Consider the following 14003-nt stretch of genomic DNA (forward strand, 5'->3'; position numbering starts at 1 on the left):
TCGTGCATATAATCTAACAAGATATGATGTGTCATGGAGGAGAGAAAAGATGAAGCAAAGAAAAAAACGCTATTGGATTGGGGGTATTGTTTTATTACTCATTGTCGTAATCATTCCATTTGGTTTAAGTGTCTTCATATATGAACAAAATTTTGGGGGGCGTTATACAACGCCAGATGAGTTGAAATATGAAGTTAAGGAATTCGAAGGATTAGTTCAAACGCCAGCCTTCTTTGAATCTAATAAACAACAATTATTGGCTGGTTATATTTATACACAAGAAGAAACAAGTTTTCCAAACGGTGTGATTATTTTGGCACATGGACTTGGTGGTGGACACAATAGCTATTTACCTGAAATTCAGTTTATGACTCAAAATGGATACACAGTGTTTGCTTATGATGGAACCGGAACAGATGAAAGTGAAGGAAGTAGTATGAAAGGATTGCCTCAGGCAATCATTGATTTAGATTACGCGATCAATTATGTGAAAAACGATGAACAGTTTGATTGTCTCCCAATTATGTTGTACGGTCATAGTATGGGTGGCTATGCTGTTATGGCTGTATTAAATGAGCATGAGGATATAACAGCAGTTGTTGAGCGCTCTGGATTTGATGAATCTATTGATATGATTGTGGAAGCGGGAGGCCAAATGATGGGGAAGGGAATTAAATTATTAACACCCTATGTCAGATTTTATGAATATCTGAAGTTCGGTCATTATGCAACGTTGAGTGGGGTAGAAGGACTTGGTACAACAAAAGCCAAAGTCATGTTGATGCATAGTGAAGATGATGAAGTAGTGAGTTATCAACAAAATTTCGCACAGTATAAACATTTATTTGGAGCGAATACGAACTTTACGTTTGTGAGTTATGAAGGACGAGGGCATGATGTAGTGACAAATGTTGAGTTAAAACAATCGATTGAGAAAGAAATTAAAGCCATTTACGGAAGCCTAGAATCTGTTCCCAAAGAGCAATTAATGGCGTATAATGGAGTGTTATATGATATTGATCAACGACTTGATTCCGTTGTCATGCGACAAATTATTGAATTTTATAACCAATCTGTTGTAAAAGAATATGAATAAGTTCAAAACCAGCCAAATTTCTTAAATAAAGGCTGGTTTTCTTTTTGAAAGGAGAAAAACCGCCATTAATTTAAAAATGTTGTCGAAGGATTAAGTCTGCACAGCATTGAAATATTTGCAAGAGATGTGTAAGATTAAGGCAAGAAAGATCTTTTTTAAAGGTGGGGGAATATGAAATTAACCATTCAAAAAGGTAGTTTAGGATTAGGGCTTGTCCTTTTATGGGTTGGCGTCTTAAACACGGGGACAGACTCCTTGTTTTATAATAGTTTGCTATTTCCTATCGTAGGAGCTTTTCTTAGGATTGGAACTGTATTACCAGTTTTGAAGATGCTAGTTTATTTAATGAGTACTTTATTCGCATTGTTATTGGGGTGGGAATTAATTCAGTCTGGGATTTATAGCGGGATGATTAGTTTTTCTATTTTTATGACAATGACGTATGCGGCATTAATCGGAATAGGGGCTTTGATTTTAAGTTGTTTCAGGTGTTTATTCAATCAGACGGTGAATTGGAAAAAACGTTCCGTCTTAGGTGTAATGGGGACTTTTTTGTTACTATGGATTTTAGCCGGAGCTAATTCATTAATTGGAAATCCATTCGATGCCAATAAAGCAACGAAAGCGATTGAGGGATATGTTGAACATCAATATCCTAAAGAAGATTTGAAAGTGAAAGAAGCGACGTATGTTTTTGAAACTGCTTCGTATCAATCGCTAATCTACCATGAGGAAAATGAAGATTTAAATTTTTCAGTGAGCTATCAAAATGGTGAGATTGTGGATGATACGTATGAAAGTCATGTGTTGAGTTATTTTAATACATTAAAGCGATTATCAGCACAGTATTCTATTTTGGTGAATGAGTTACTTAATGAGAAGTTCCACCTTAAAGAGAATCAGTCATTTGTTTATTATGACTTTGATGCAGTCGATTATATGTCAAAGATCCTAGAACTCGGGATGGAATTTGATGAAACTTTGCCTATTTCAGCACAAATTACGTTACAGTTTACACTTGAAACCCAAAGTATAGATGAACTTAGTGATTTCATCGTAAGTGTTTTTGAGGTGTTAGAAGAGAAAGGATATCATTTTGATGTTTATCATTTGAAATCTCAAAATCAAAAAGAGTGTATTTGGATTGAAAGTATAACTCCAAATGATATTTTAAGTGGTCAACTCGCGGCTCGAATCGAGGCTGGTCTCGCTAATGTTTCAAGTTATGGAATTAAAACGAATAAAAGTTCAAATAAATTTTAAAACACCAACTGAAAATGGGTGTTTTTTTTTTTTTTTTTTTTACTAAAATTATGATAGGATTCGATTTGAATTATAAAATATACCAATTTGAGGAGAAAATAATGAGAACAAATCATCAAAAGACATCAAGAGTTATCATGATGTCATTAGCGATTTTGATTGAATTATTACTTCAATTATTAGTAGGGAATATCGACCACTATTCAGTTGGATGAGTGTGCCTAATACGGTCATTGAACAGGCATGTCTTTATTTAAAAATAGTCGGTGCTTTTATCTAAGTTCAAGGATGATACATGACATTCACTGCTATTTTACGAAGTTATTCATGACTCAAAGAAGTGATGATTTCAGCTATCGTGATGAATCTTATCAATATTCTAGGAAATGCCATCTTAATTAATGGGGTATTCGGTTTTCCACAACTTGGAATTCCCCGAGCTGCCATTTCAACAAAATGTGAGTAAAGTTATTGGTTTATTGATTGTTATCTATTTATTTATAAAAAAATTGATGAACACATCTCATTGAAGACTGTAAAACCGTTTCCAACTGATGTTTTTAAAAAGTTATGAGTGGTCGGGCTACCGGTAGGTGCCCAAGAATTTTCCTATAATTTATCTCAGAGGGTTATTTTAAAATTTATTAATTTATTTGGTACTGCAGTCATTGCGACAAAGGTTTATTGTAGCATGCTAGCTAGCGTTGCCTACGTTTATTCAATTGCTATCTCTCAAGCCAGTCAAATCGTTGTGGGGTATTTAGTGGGAGCGCATCAGTTTGACGATGTAGAAAAGCGTGTCTGGTCAACCTGTTTGATTTCAATTGTCATTTCACTGTCTATTACTTTTATGGTTTATTTAAATAGTGATGCCATCTTTTCACTGTTTACAAAGGATGCACTCCTTATTACGCTTGGCAAACCACTTATTTTTGTTGAATTTTTCTTAGAAATAGGACGTGCGATTAAAATGACCATGACCAAATGCTTAGTAGCAACCGGTGATGTTAAGTTTGCCGTAATTATTAGTTTAATTGGATGTTAGTTAATTGCTGTAGGATTTGGTTATTATATCGGGGTTTTACTAAATTATGGATTAGTTGGAATTTGGATTGCCATGGCTATTGATGAATGTTTGAGAGCCTTCGTTTTTGTGATCCGATTTAAGTTAGGGACGTGGAACAGTAAAGCCTTAGTTGAAATGTCAGAATAAAAAAAGAGAGACTAAGCTCTCTTTTTTTATAGATACATCAGTATAATTCCTTGAACGAGTCCGATGACACCACCTAAAATAAACCCAAGAATTTCAATATGTTTTAATTCTTTTTTAGCTACTTGCAAAATAATGCGTTCGAGTTCACGTAAGTCTAGTGCCATGATATTATCTTCCACAATTTTAGCAATGTTAACACGCAGTTCAATCATGTCTTTAATATTCACAATAATATCGGTCAAGCCATTGTTCACTTCTGTTTCAATTAATTCATCAAGTGGACCTTGAATCATCCCTTTGAAGGGAAACGGAATGATGTTTAATTTTTCATCAATGACTGCTTTAATTTTGCGTTTTACGAAAAATCGAATTTGGGTTAAATCCTCTTCTGTGACTGCTTCATCCATCAGTTCACGAATTGAAATTAACTCATTTGCGACGACTTCCCCAATGTTTTTAGCAATTTCTTTTTTGCGTTTTGGAATTAATCCGACTATCGTAAAACGAGTCAGCGGAATTTTAATTGGCTTGATGGGGCGAAATAAGAGCTTGATTGCAAAAATATTTGTTATCCATCCAATTAAGGCTCCAACAACCGTTAATAAAAGAACGGTAAAAAAATGATTCATGATGAAAACCTCCTCTGTATATCGAGTCATCTAATTTTTATTTTGTTTGATGAAATCTTGGATTTAAGACTTACTTTGCTAGAAGAATAAAAATAAGTTTATCAAACTTCATTTGAGATGTAAATGATAAAGTGTGACATTTATCGATAACTAAAGACAGGTATAGCTTGCATTTAATGGAAGATTTCTTCTATAATGAGTGCAGATCATTAGAAACCAAAGATGTTTAGTTTTAAGTAAAGAAAGGGAAATTATACGTATGAAAAAATATGAATCATTTTTAGTTGGAGTTTGCGTAGGAGGAGTCATGGGAGCTTTCATCACAAAAAAATGGATGGACTCAAAGTCAAGCGTCAATGTTAAACATCAGGATGTCACACCGCAAAAAGAGGAAATTGATTTAGACGAGTTAACTGATGAACTTGAACGTCTATCACAGCGTGTAGATGCTTTACAATAGGAAAATGAGTAAATTTTATAGAATGTGTCAAATAGGGTTGAAACCTTTAATTTACAAGGTTATAATTACAAACAATACTAGTATTTAGTAAATAAAGGGAGTTATATGATATGCAGCTAAATGATTGGTTAATGCTAACCTCGATTGCCTGTGTCATTGTTGCAACGATTAGCGCTGTTTATCTCTTATCTCGACTTCGTCAAGCCATTAATACTCAAACGGAACAAATTAAAACATGTAATCAAAAGATGAAAGAAGTACCGTCAGAGTTGAAGCGAGAAATGAATACAACGGTTCAGGAGTTTAAACAAAAAATTAAAATGGGATGGAAGATTGTTGCTTTCATTCGAAGAAGACGTCAAAAAAGAAAACTTAAAAGATTACAGAAACAGGGGATGAGAGGATGAAAAAACGTTATATTTTTGGATTAGGTGCCTTAGTAGGTGGAGTCGCAGCTTTATTATTAACGCCTAAATCAGGAAAAGAGATGCAAGCTCAGTTACTTCAAAATGTTGAAGATTTACAACAAAAAGTAAAAGAGTTTGATCAAGATGCCTTTAAAGAAAAATGTAAAGAACAACTTGAAGAGATTAAAGCATCAATCAATGAATTTGACTGGAGCCATAGCGTGCAACAACTTGAGGAAAAAGTATCTCAATTAACAGGACGTTTACAAGAATTAAAAACGGTGATAGAAGATCATCAAGTTGAAGAAATGCCTTCTCTTCGTTTGCATGATGAATTAGAGGACATTGAAATGTTAGAGACGTTACAAACACTAGAAGATTTAGAAGAAGTTGAAGCTTCAGAAAAATAATTAAAAAACACATGCACGAGAGCGTGCATGTGTTTTTTAATTGCTAATGATCGCTACGATATACCCTATTGATAGGGTCACAAAATTCCAAATGAGAATTCCACCTGTTGAATAGATGGCATATTTTGTCAACGGAATTTTGAAGATACCAGACATTAATGAAATGAATGTTCGAACCGTTGGCACAACTCGGCCAATCAAACACATCAGAGGACCGAATCGGTGACTAAGCTCAGTGGCTTTATCTAGACTTTTTTGAGTAGAAGGAAATTTTTGATAGAAAAAATCGTAAAGTGCTCCTCCAAATTTATAAGAAACCGCATAATAAGCCAGACAGGCTAAAATAGCTGCTAAGACACTGATTAGATAAATGAAGAAAAAGCTATATGAGCTCGTGTAAATAGAAAATCCGATGGCAGGCATAATGACGATGGCAGGGATCCCCGTTAAATTTAATCCTTCTAAAAAAATAAGCAAAAAGATTAAATAAGGGCCGAATAAATCGAGTTTTTCTAAAATTTCAGTGGTAAACATTTGATTCTCCTCAATAATAAAGATATGGGTTGATTATAACATATTTCCTATTATTTATCACTTAAAGAATAGAAATCCAACAAGTCACCATATTAAAAGAGCGTATCTTCATTGACAAATAAGTTAAAAAACTATAATATATTCCTGATTGGGAATATTCTGATATGGGAATATAAAGGAGATTAAGCCATGTATGTTGAAATATTAAAGGCGTTAGCAGATGAAAAAAGGTTGCAGATTATGTGTCTGTTATTTCATGGTGCGCGCTGTGTTTGTGAAATTGAACCCGCTTTAAAATGTTCTCAATCTTCAACCTCGAAACATTTAATTAAATTAAAACAAGCAGGGTTAATTGAAAGTCAAAAAAAAGGACAGTGGGTGCACTACTATATCCCAGAGAGTGTGTTTTCCAAGTATCCTTTTTTAAAATCACTAATTGAAGAAGTCGAACAGTTGAGGAGTAGATAAAAATGAAAAAAGTAGCTTTTGTATGTGTTCATAATTCATGTCGGTCACAAATGGCTGAAGCCTTTGGACGTGTGATGGGATTAAATGTCTTTGAATCTTATTCAGCAGGAACAGAACAGCGTGACGTGATCAATCAAGATGCCGTGAAAATCATGAAAGAAATTGGCATAGATATGGAATTGAATCAAAGACCAAAATTATTAAGTGATATCCCACAAGTTGATATTGTCATTACGATGGGATGCAATGTGTCTTGTCCAAATTTACCTTGTACTCATCGAGAAGATTGGGGAATTGAGGACCCGACAGGAGAATCTGAGGAGGTCTTTCGTCAAACCCGTGATGTTATTTTTCAAAAAATGGAGCACTTAGTAAATCGTTTAAAACATAACGAAATTTAATGAGGAGGCCAAACGGTGAAAAAAGTGGATTTAACGGAAGGGAAAGTATTGACCGTCCTATTAGCGTTGGCATTGCCCATTATGGGAAGTTCTGTTTTGCAATTGACGTATAGTTTAGTGGACATGTTACTAGTGGGGCGTTTAGGAAGCGATGCGGTGGCTAGTATTGGGACATCTAGTTTTTTAATTGGAATTGGAACGGCTATTAATACTTGCGTGGTCATCGGAACAGGAATTAAAGTTTCACATGCCCTTGGAAAAAAGGATGAACAAGAACAACAGGATTATATAAATGCTGGTTTTCGGTTAAACTTCTTAATAGGGATTATTTTTGCCATGATTTTGATTTTTACTGGAAAAGCTTTTATTTCATTTTTGGATGTTGAGAATGCTTATGTAGAAGTTGAGGGATACAAGTACTTACTTGTCAGTGCCCCAATGGTGTTCTTTTCTTTCTTTAATTTTTGGTATACGCGTCTTTATAATAGCTTTGGGCAAAATAAGGCAGCGTTGAAGATTAGCGCTTTAGGTGTGCTTCTCAATATTGTTTTAGATCCGATTTTTATCTATACACTGAAATTAGGCGTAATGGGTGCTGGATTAGCAACCTTAATTGCGAATGCCTTCATGAGTGGTTTGTTTTTTAAACAATCTCGTACGTTAATCAAACTAGATTACAAATTGAAAATAAAGCAATCGGTTTATTGGGATATTATTTCATTAGGTCTACCAATGTCAACTCAACGTATCTTATTTACGCTTGTAAGTATAGTCTTGGCGAAAATGATTGCAGTTTTTGGAACAAATGCCATTGCCGCACAAAAAATAGGCTTACAAATTGAGTCTATCACCTATATGGTCATTAGTGGATTAAATGGAGCTATTGCAAGTTTTGTCGGTCAAAATTATGGGGCAAAAGCTTATGAACGTATTCAATCGGGGATGAAGGTAGCCATGTGTTTGGGTGTCGGATATTCCTTATTAACGACGATGGTATTTCTATTCATTCCTGATAGTCTAGCCTCATTATTTGTCAGTGAACAGCAAACCATTCAAATGACAGCTGATTATTTAAAATTAGTTGGATTAACACAACTTTTTATGGCGGTTGAAATTATTTGTAATGGTGCATTTGTTGGAATGGGATTACCTAAAATTCCCGCTATGATTGGGATTAGTTTTACATTATTAAGAATTCCGATGGCTTATTTTTTCATACAGTGGATTGGAGTTAATGGAATTTGGATGAGTATTAGTTTGAGCATGTTATTTAAAGGAATTGTTGCATTTAGGATTTATTGTAAAAAAGAAAAGGAAGGTAATTGGTATGTTAATGCAGCTAAAGTCACTCCTTAATTCTCGGGAGTTAATGGAAGGAAAATTTGGAATAGAACGTGAATGTTTACGTGTAAATCCAGATGGATCGTTGGCCCTTAGCCCACATCCAACTGCCTTTGGGGAAAAGCAATTTAATCCCTACATTACAACAGACTTTTCAGAAAGCCAAATTGAAATGATTACACCAACATTTAAAACATTAGAAGAGGCTCATCAGTTTTTAAGTATGCTTTATGATATTGTGAGTGTTGAGGTTGGAGACGAATTATTATGGCCTCAATCAATGCCATGTTTTATTAAACCAAATCAAGAAATTCCGATTGCGATGTTTAGCGATAGTGAAGAAGGTCAAAAGTTAATGACTTATCGCGAATCTCTCCTAAAAAAATATGGTGGTAAACGCCAACTTATCTCGGGATTACATTATAACTTTTCTTTTAGTGAATCACTATTGGTGAAGTTGTTTGGCGCACAACATGATTATTCGGATTTTCGCTTGTTTAAAGATGCAATCTATTTAAAAGTAGTTCGAAATTATATTAGATATCGTTGGTTATTAATATATTTATTAGGGGCATCACCCATTGTTGATGAGAGTTATTGTAGTGAATGTAGTGTTTCATCCAATGAAGTGGCTCCAAAAAGTTTTTCTCGATCAGGGGCGATTTCGTTTCGAAATAGCTTATGTGGGTATCAAAATAAAAAACCAATTTACGTTGATTATACCTCTGCTAAGACGTATGTCAACTCATTAAAGGCTTATATTGAAGCGGGTGAAATTTCAAGTTTTAAAGAATTTTATAGTCCGATACGTCTAAAAGCAATCCGACCGAATCAATTACTAGAGTCACTTATTGAAGATGGGATTGAGTATTTAGAAATTCGCTCAATTGATTTAAATCCATTTGCAAAAGAAGGGATTACGTTAAATGATTTACATTTTATTCAGTTATTTGTGCTCTTCTTATTAGATGAAGAAGAGTCAAATGATCCTAATTGGCAAGAAGAAGCTAATGAAAATGAAAGAAGAGTCGCTGTTTCAGGTTTAGACGAGAAGTTAATGTTACTTTATAATGGAAATGAAGAGAGCCTAAAAACGTTAGCGACGCGTATCCTTAAGAAAATAAGTCTAATCAACGACACGTATGATTTAAATCAAACGTCGATTTTAAATCGAAAACAAGACGAAATCAAAAATCCTAATTTAACCTTATCTGCGAAGATGATGAAAATGGTTCAGGAGACAGATTATTTAAGCGCAAATTTAGAATTAGCCAGAACGTATAAACAAGAAGCGAGTGACGCACCATTTCAATTGCCTGGTTTTGAAGATTTAGAGTTATCGACTCAAATTTTGATGAAAGAGGCTATTAAACGAGGCGTAAAATTTGAAGTGTTAGATCGAGCGGAAAATTTTATTAAATTATCTAATGGGGAGCACTGTGAGTTCGTCAAACAAGCAACGAAAACGTCCTTAGATAGTTATATTACGATTTTAGCCATGGAAAATAAACAGGTAACAAAAGAAATTTTAAGAGATCATCATCTGAATGTTCCAACGGGTGCATTGTACGAAAGCATAGAAAAAGCCCAGTCAGATTATAAATGTTATCAAAATCGAGCTATTGTCATTAAACCCAAATCGACCAATTTTGGAATTGGAATCAGTATTTTTGAAGAGGGAGTCAGTGAATTAGAGTATTATAGAGCTTTAAAAGAAGCTTTTTCACATGATAAAGAAGTCATCGTTGAGGAGTTCGTTTCAGGGAAAGAATATCGATTTTTGGTGATTGAAAATGAGGTGATTGGAATTTTACATCGAGTTCCAGCCAATGTAATTGGAGATGGGGTTCATTCAATTACCGAGTTGATTGAGTTGAAAAATAAAAATCCACTTCGAGGGTATAAGTATCGACGTCCCCTTGAAAAAATTCAATTAGATGAAATTGCTATTCGTTTTTTATACGAACAAGGATACACACCAGATACGATCTTACCGATGAATGTGCAAGTCTTTTTACGAGAAAATTCGAATATCTCCACGGGTGGCGATAGTATTGATATGACTGATGATATTCATGATTATTTTAAAAAGATCGCCTGTGAAGCAACGAAGGCAATCGGTGCTAAAATTTGTGGGGTTGATATGATGATTGAAGATTTTCAAAATCCTGCCTCAGCTTACTCAATTATTGAATTGAATTTTAATCCAGCGATTCACATTCACACGTATCCATTTATTGGTCAAAAACGTGAAGCGGCTTTGGCAATATTAAAAGCTCTTTCGTTAGTTCAATAAAAAAAAAACAGATTGAATTCAATCTGTTTTTTTATTGTGTCACTTCTTCGATTTCAGATAAGATTCCACTTAGTTCTAAAATAAGTTCATCTAACTCAACGTATTTAGTTGAAATCGCATCTTCTGTCGCTTTTTGTTGGCGTTTTGTCTTTTTAAATGCCTCAAGGTTAGAGTCATTTGATTGAATACTTTGGCTAAATTGGGTCATAAGGTCGTTTACCTTTGAAAGCTTCAAGCTAAGTTTTGTTTGAGTCATTCCTGATTTTAAAAATCTAGAAGCTGTTTCAATCCATCCCGAGGTTTCTTGAACCTGAAGTTCTTCATTTAATTGACTTAATGTATCGTTGAGTAAATGGTCATAGTCGGATTGGTTAGGATTTTCAACAAAAGTTGAAATCGCATGGATACAGTTCGTGATTGCGAGTAACGGAAGATCAATATTTTCTGTTTCAAGTGATTGAATTTCATTTTTAATGGTTTCAAGAGGCTCTAAATATGTTTTTTCAAGTGATTCAGTATAGGCACTACTTTCTTCAATTAAAATATTTTTTTGTATTTTTAAAATTTCCAATTCGTCTTGCGCATTTTCGACTTCTTGTCTCACTTCTTCTAAATGATCTTGCAAGATTTGTTGTTGTGAGGTAGCACCAGCTAGTGTTGGAATTGATTCATCAGGGATTAAAGGACTATAAGAAATCGGTTGACCAAAATCATCTAACTTAATGGTGAATAAAGCGCGATTATTCATGCGATTAGCAATGAGTGAGATGTCTTTTTCTTCTAGTAAGTGAAGAGTAGGAGAGGATATTAAAAGGGGAAGGCCCAAGGCGATGACACCAGACACTAATAATAGTTTAATTAATATTTGTTTAGGTTTCATAAAATCCTCCATGTCTAAGTCTAAATGATTTTCTTATATTATGGACGATTATAAAAATTTATAACAGAAAATATAAAAAATAGTAAAATTTAACGTTTTCAATATAGTTAACGACGAAAATCAAATTTAATGAAAGTTTAGAGTCTTAAGATGCTTCATACCAAGAAATAGGCATATCAGAGAGAAGGGTGCAGCTGTATCAATAGGAAGGTCATTTTTTAGTGAGAGACTAATTAACCTAATTTGTCTTTTATATGTTGAATTGGAAAATATTGAAAGGGTGTCGAATATTGAAGAAAAAACAATTATTTTCTATAATAAAAAAGTCTACTTTGGAATGTAAGTAGAAAAGAGGTAAAAAAATGAGTCAACACACAAAGAAGAAGGTTAAAGCAGTTAGTTTAGAAACCTTTGTGTTTTTAGCTATTCTTCTATTTGGCTTTGGTTATATTGCAAGTCAAATGGGAGTCGGAATTATGTTTGAAGTCATCATGAATACGGCCCATGATTTATTGTTAAATACGGTCTTTTTCATTATGGCATTAGCCGTATTGGCAGGTGCTTTAAGTGCTTTATTATCAGAGTTTGGTGTTATTGCCTTGATCAATAAATTATTATCTGTTTTTATTAAACCATTGTATGGATTACCAGGTGCTAGTATTATTGGGGCAATTGCCACGTATTTGTCAGATAATCCTGCCATTATCTCCTTTGCAAAAGATAAGGAATTTCAAAAGTATTTCAAAGATTATCAAATTCCCGCATTGTGTAATTTAGGAACTGCTTTTGGAATGGGGTTAATTGTGACAACCTTTATGATGTCACTTGGAACAGACTATATTTTGCCTGCTTTAATTGGAAATTTAGGAGCAATCGTTGGAAGTATTGTGAGTGTTCGATTAATGATTCACTTTACCAAAAAATATTATCATCATAACTCTTCAACATTAGAGACCATTCCTCAAAGTCAAGATTTAACACAGTATCGTGAAATTCGTGATGGAAATTTATTTCAACGTGTCTTAGATGCCATGTTAGAAGGAGGAAAAGCAGGTGTTGAAATGGGAATGTCTATTATTCCAGGCGTTTTAATTATCTGTACACTTGTGATGCTTTTAACGTTTGGTCCATCTATCGATCCGGTAACGGGGGCATCAGTTTATACAGGCGCAGCTTATGAAGGGGTTGCTTTATTACCTGCACTGGGTGAAAAATTGATGTTTATTCTAAATCCGATTTTTGGATTTACAGACTCACAGGCTATTGCCTTTCCAATTACATCTCTTGGAGCTGTAGGAGCTGCAATGTCACTCGTTCCACGATTTATTCAAGAACAAGTCATTACACCAAATGATATTGCTGTTTTTACAGCAATGGGGATGTGCTGGAGTGGTTACCTAAGTACACATGTTGGAATGATGGATGCTTTGGGTGTTCGAAAATTAAGTAGTAAAGCCATCTTATCTCATACTATTGGAGGGATTTGTGCCGGGATGGTAGCGCATTTTATCTATTTACTAGTCGTTTAAATATCCTAGAAGAGTGAAACCTATCTCAAATTTTGAGATAGGTTTTTTATTTGAAAAGATAATTCAAAAAAATAGAACAGTGGTATAATAAAAATAGAAATTAAGCTTAAAATAAAAATTAATTAGGATTAGAAACAGGTAGAGAATAGTCGGAGGTGTAGTCTGTTGAAAGTGATGACATTTAATTTACGTTCTGATTCTATTTTTGATGGGAAAAATAGATGGCATAAACGTAATCACATTGTATTTGATGTAATAAAAAAGTATAACTGCGATATCATTGGTTTGCAAGAAGTGACCAATAAAATGTATAAAGATATAGAAGAACAATTAAGTGATTATTATATCATTGGACAGCCACGATGCAAACGTTTCTTTGTGGAGCATAATAACATATTAATATCAAAACGACATGAAATTTTAGAAGAAGAGACCTTTTGGTTATCGAATCAACCTAAAAAAGTAGGGAGCTCGATTTGGTATTCAGTGTTTCCACGAATTTGTACAACAGCCAAAGTTAGACTAGATAGTGGGGAGTTGGTTCGCATTTACAACACGCATTTAGATGTTTATTTATCTCCCGCCCGCGGATATGGATTAAAAAAAATTAGTGAATACATCGAAAGACAGCAAGAGATAGATCAAATTCCAGTAGTTTTAATGGGGGATTTTAATGCAACCCCCAATCATCGTATCATTAAGACTTTTACTGAAGGTGAATTGAGTCATAAACGATTTGTTGCTGTTCAAGAGTATGATAAGTCGATTTATAATAAACCAACGATGGGGCGATTTAAAGATTCTGAAAAAGGGATGCATTTAGATTATATTTTCGTGTCAGAGGAATGTGCTGTATTACATGCTGAAATTATTAAGGATAATGTCAATGGACAATATCCATCAGATCATTATCCATTATTAGCTCATGTTCATGTTACACTTTCTTGAAAAAAATTTTTTCGACATAAAAAAGACACAAATCGACATTAAAAATATGTGATAATGAATATGTCTTGAAAAATAAGACACTACCCTAATTTAATTGTTATGAAGTTCCCCCAAAATACTTCATAACA

Annotated in this window: 16 protein-coding genes; 13 read left to right on the forward strand and 3 right to left on the reverse strand. The window is 34.0% G+C overall.

Annotation, left to right across the window (positions count from 1 at the left end; all coding sequences use genetic code 11):
- Window positions 1-49: 49 nt before the first annotated feature.
- The 4 genes from J6D32_RS12605 to J6D32_RS12620 all read left to right on the forward strand — a co-directional run bounded on the left by J6D32_RS12605 (window position 50) and on the right by J6D32_RS12620 (window position 3404).
- The gene (locus tag J6D32_RS12605) at window positions 50-1096 is read left to right on the forward strand and encodes an alpha/beta hydrolase family protein (protein WP_009607566.1); all 1047 of its coding nucleotides are present in this window, start codon (window positions 50-52) and stop codon (window positions 1094-1096) included.
- A gap of 171 nt (window positions 1097-1267) precedes the next feature.
- The gene (locus tag J6D32_RS12610; RefSeq protein WP_287467726.1) at window positions 1268-2359 is read left to right on the forward strand and encodes a YfjL-like protein; all 1092 of its coding nucleotides are present in this window, start codon (window positions 1268-1270) and stop codon (window positions 2357-2359) included.
- Window positions 2360-2699: 340 nt separating this feature from the next.
- Window positions 2700-2825: a hypothetical protein gene (locus tag J6D32_RS12615; protein ID WP_262949471.1), complete on the forward strand. Its 126-nt coding sequence runs from the start codon at window positions 2700-2702 to the stop codon at window positions 2823-2825.
- 108 nt (window positions 2826-2933) lie between these two features.
- Window positions 2934-3404 carry an MATE family efflux transporter gene (locus tag J6D32_RS12620; protein ID WP_006785523.1) on the forward strand — a complete coding sequence of 157 codons (471 nt, stop codon included), beginning with the start codon at window positions 2934-2936 and terminating at the stop codon, window positions 3402-3404.
- A 194-nt stretch (window positions 3405-3598) separates the two neighbouring features.
- Here J6D32_RS12620 and J6D32_RS12625 read toward each other — a convergent pair whose 3' ends face one another.
- A complete protein-coding gene (locus tag J6D32_RS12625) occupies window positions 3599-4201 on the reverse strand; it encodes a DUF445 domain-containing protein (RefSeq protein WP_006785524.1) in 603 nt (200 codons plus the stop codon).
- Between the two features lie 259 nt (window positions 4202-4460).
- Between J6D32_RS12625 and J6D32_RS12630 the strand changes: the two genes are divergently transcribed.
- From J6D32_RS12630 to J6D32_RS12640, 3 genes are all read left to right on the forward strand, one after another.
- The gene (locus J6D32_RS12630; RefSeq protein WP_040764131.1) at window positions 4461-4661 is read left to right on the forward strand and encodes a hypothetical protein; all 201 of its coding nucleotides are present in this window, start codon (window positions 4461-4463) and stop codon (window positions 4659-4661) included.
- A 110-nt stretch (window positions 4662-4771) separates the two neighbouring features.
- A complete protein-coding gene (locus J6D32_RS12635) occupies window positions 4772-5068 on the forward strand; it encodes a hypothetical protein (protein WP_006785526.1) in 297 nt (98 codons plus the stop codon).
- Window positions 5065-5478, forward strand: coding sequence for a YtxH domain-containing protein (locus J6D32_RS12640; protein WP_006785527.1), 414 nt, complete (start codon window positions 5065-5067; stop codon window positions 5476-5478). The genes J6D32_RS12635 and J6D32_RS12640 overlap by 4 nt, the downstream gene beginning before the upstream one ends.
- A gap of 36 nt (window positions 5479-5514) precedes the next feature.
- Here J6D32_RS12640 and J6D32_RS12645 read toward each other — a convergent pair whose 3' ends face one another.
- A complete protein-coding gene (locus J6D32_RS12645) occupies window positions 5515-6012 on the reverse strand; it encodes a DedA family protein (RefSeq protein ID WP_006785528.1) in 498 nt (165 codons plus the stop codon).
- 189 nt (window positions 6013-6201) lie between these two features.
- On the opposite strand from J6D32_RS12645, the gene J6D32_RS12650 reads away from it, so the two are divergent.
- The 4 genes from J6D32_RS12650 to gshAB are packed head-to-tail and all read left to right on the forward strand — an operon-like array spanning window position 6202 to window position 10518.
- Window positions 6202-6480 (forward strand): ArsR/SmtB family transcription factor, encoded by a 279-nt coding sequence (locus J6D32_RS12650; protein WP_006785529.1) that lies wholly within the window; start codon window positions 6202-6204, stop codon window positions 6478-6480.
- 2 nt (window positions 6481-6482) lie between these two features.
- The gene (locus J6D32_RS12655) at window positions 6483-6881 is read left to right on the forward strand and encodes an arsenate reductase ArsC (RefSeq protein ID WP_006785530.1); all 399 of its coding nucleotides are present in this window, start codon (window positions 6483-6485) and stop codon (window positions 6879-6881) included.
- 15 nt (window positions 6882-6896) lie between these two features.
- On the forward strand, window positions 6897-8237 hold the full coding sequence (locus tag J6D32_RS12660; RefSeq protein WP_006785531.1) for an MATE family efflux transporter: 1341 nt from the start codon (window positions 6897-6899) through the stop codon (window positions 8235-8237).
- 13 nt (window positions 8238-8250) lie between these two features.
- Window positions 8251-10518 carry a bifunctional glutamate--cysteine ligase GshA/glutathione synthetase GshB gene (gene gshAB / locus J6D32_RS12665; RefSeq protein ID WP_202944062.1) on the forward strand — a complete coding sequence of 756 codons (2268 nt, stop codon included), beginning with the start codon at window positions 8251-8253 and terminating at the stop codon, window positions 10516-10518.
- Between the two features lie 31 nt (window positions 10519-10549).
- Here the strand turns inward: gshAB and J6D32_RS12670 are convergent, their stop codons facing one another.
- Window positions 10550-11398, reverse strand: a complete 849-nt coding sequence (locus tag J6D32_RS12670) for a coiled-coil domain-containing protein (RefSeq protein ID WP_009606429.1) — start codon at window positions 11396-11398, stop codon at window positions 10550-10552.
- Window positions 11399-11760: 362 nt separating this feature from the next.
- Here J6D32_RS12670 and J6D32_RS12675 point away from each other — a divergent pair, with 362 nt between their 5' ends.
- Together J6D32_RS12675 and J6D32_RS12680 are read left to right on the forward strand one after the other, a co-directional pair.
- On the forward strand, window positions 11761-12927 hold the full coding sequence (locus tag J6D32_RS12675; RefSeq protein WP_006785535.1) for a CD0519/CD1768 family membrane protein: 1167 nt from the start codon (window positions 11761-11763) through the stop codon (window positions 12925-12927).
- Between the two features lie 174 nt (window positions 12928-13101).
- The gene (locus tag J6D32_RS12680; RefSeq protein ID WP_229040087.1) at window positions 13102-13875 is read left to right on the forward strand and encodes an endonuclease/exonuclease/phosphatase family protein; all 774 of its coding nucleotides are present in this window, start codon (window positions 13102-13104) and stop codon (window positions 13873-13875) included.
- Window positions 13876-14003: the final 128 nt, after the last annotated feature.

The sequence above is a fragment of the Turicibacter sp. genome (genome assembly GCF_017941855.1).
Lineage (GTDB): Bacteria > Bacillota_I > Bacilli_A > MOL361 > Turicibacteraceae > Turicibacter > Turicibacter sanguinis.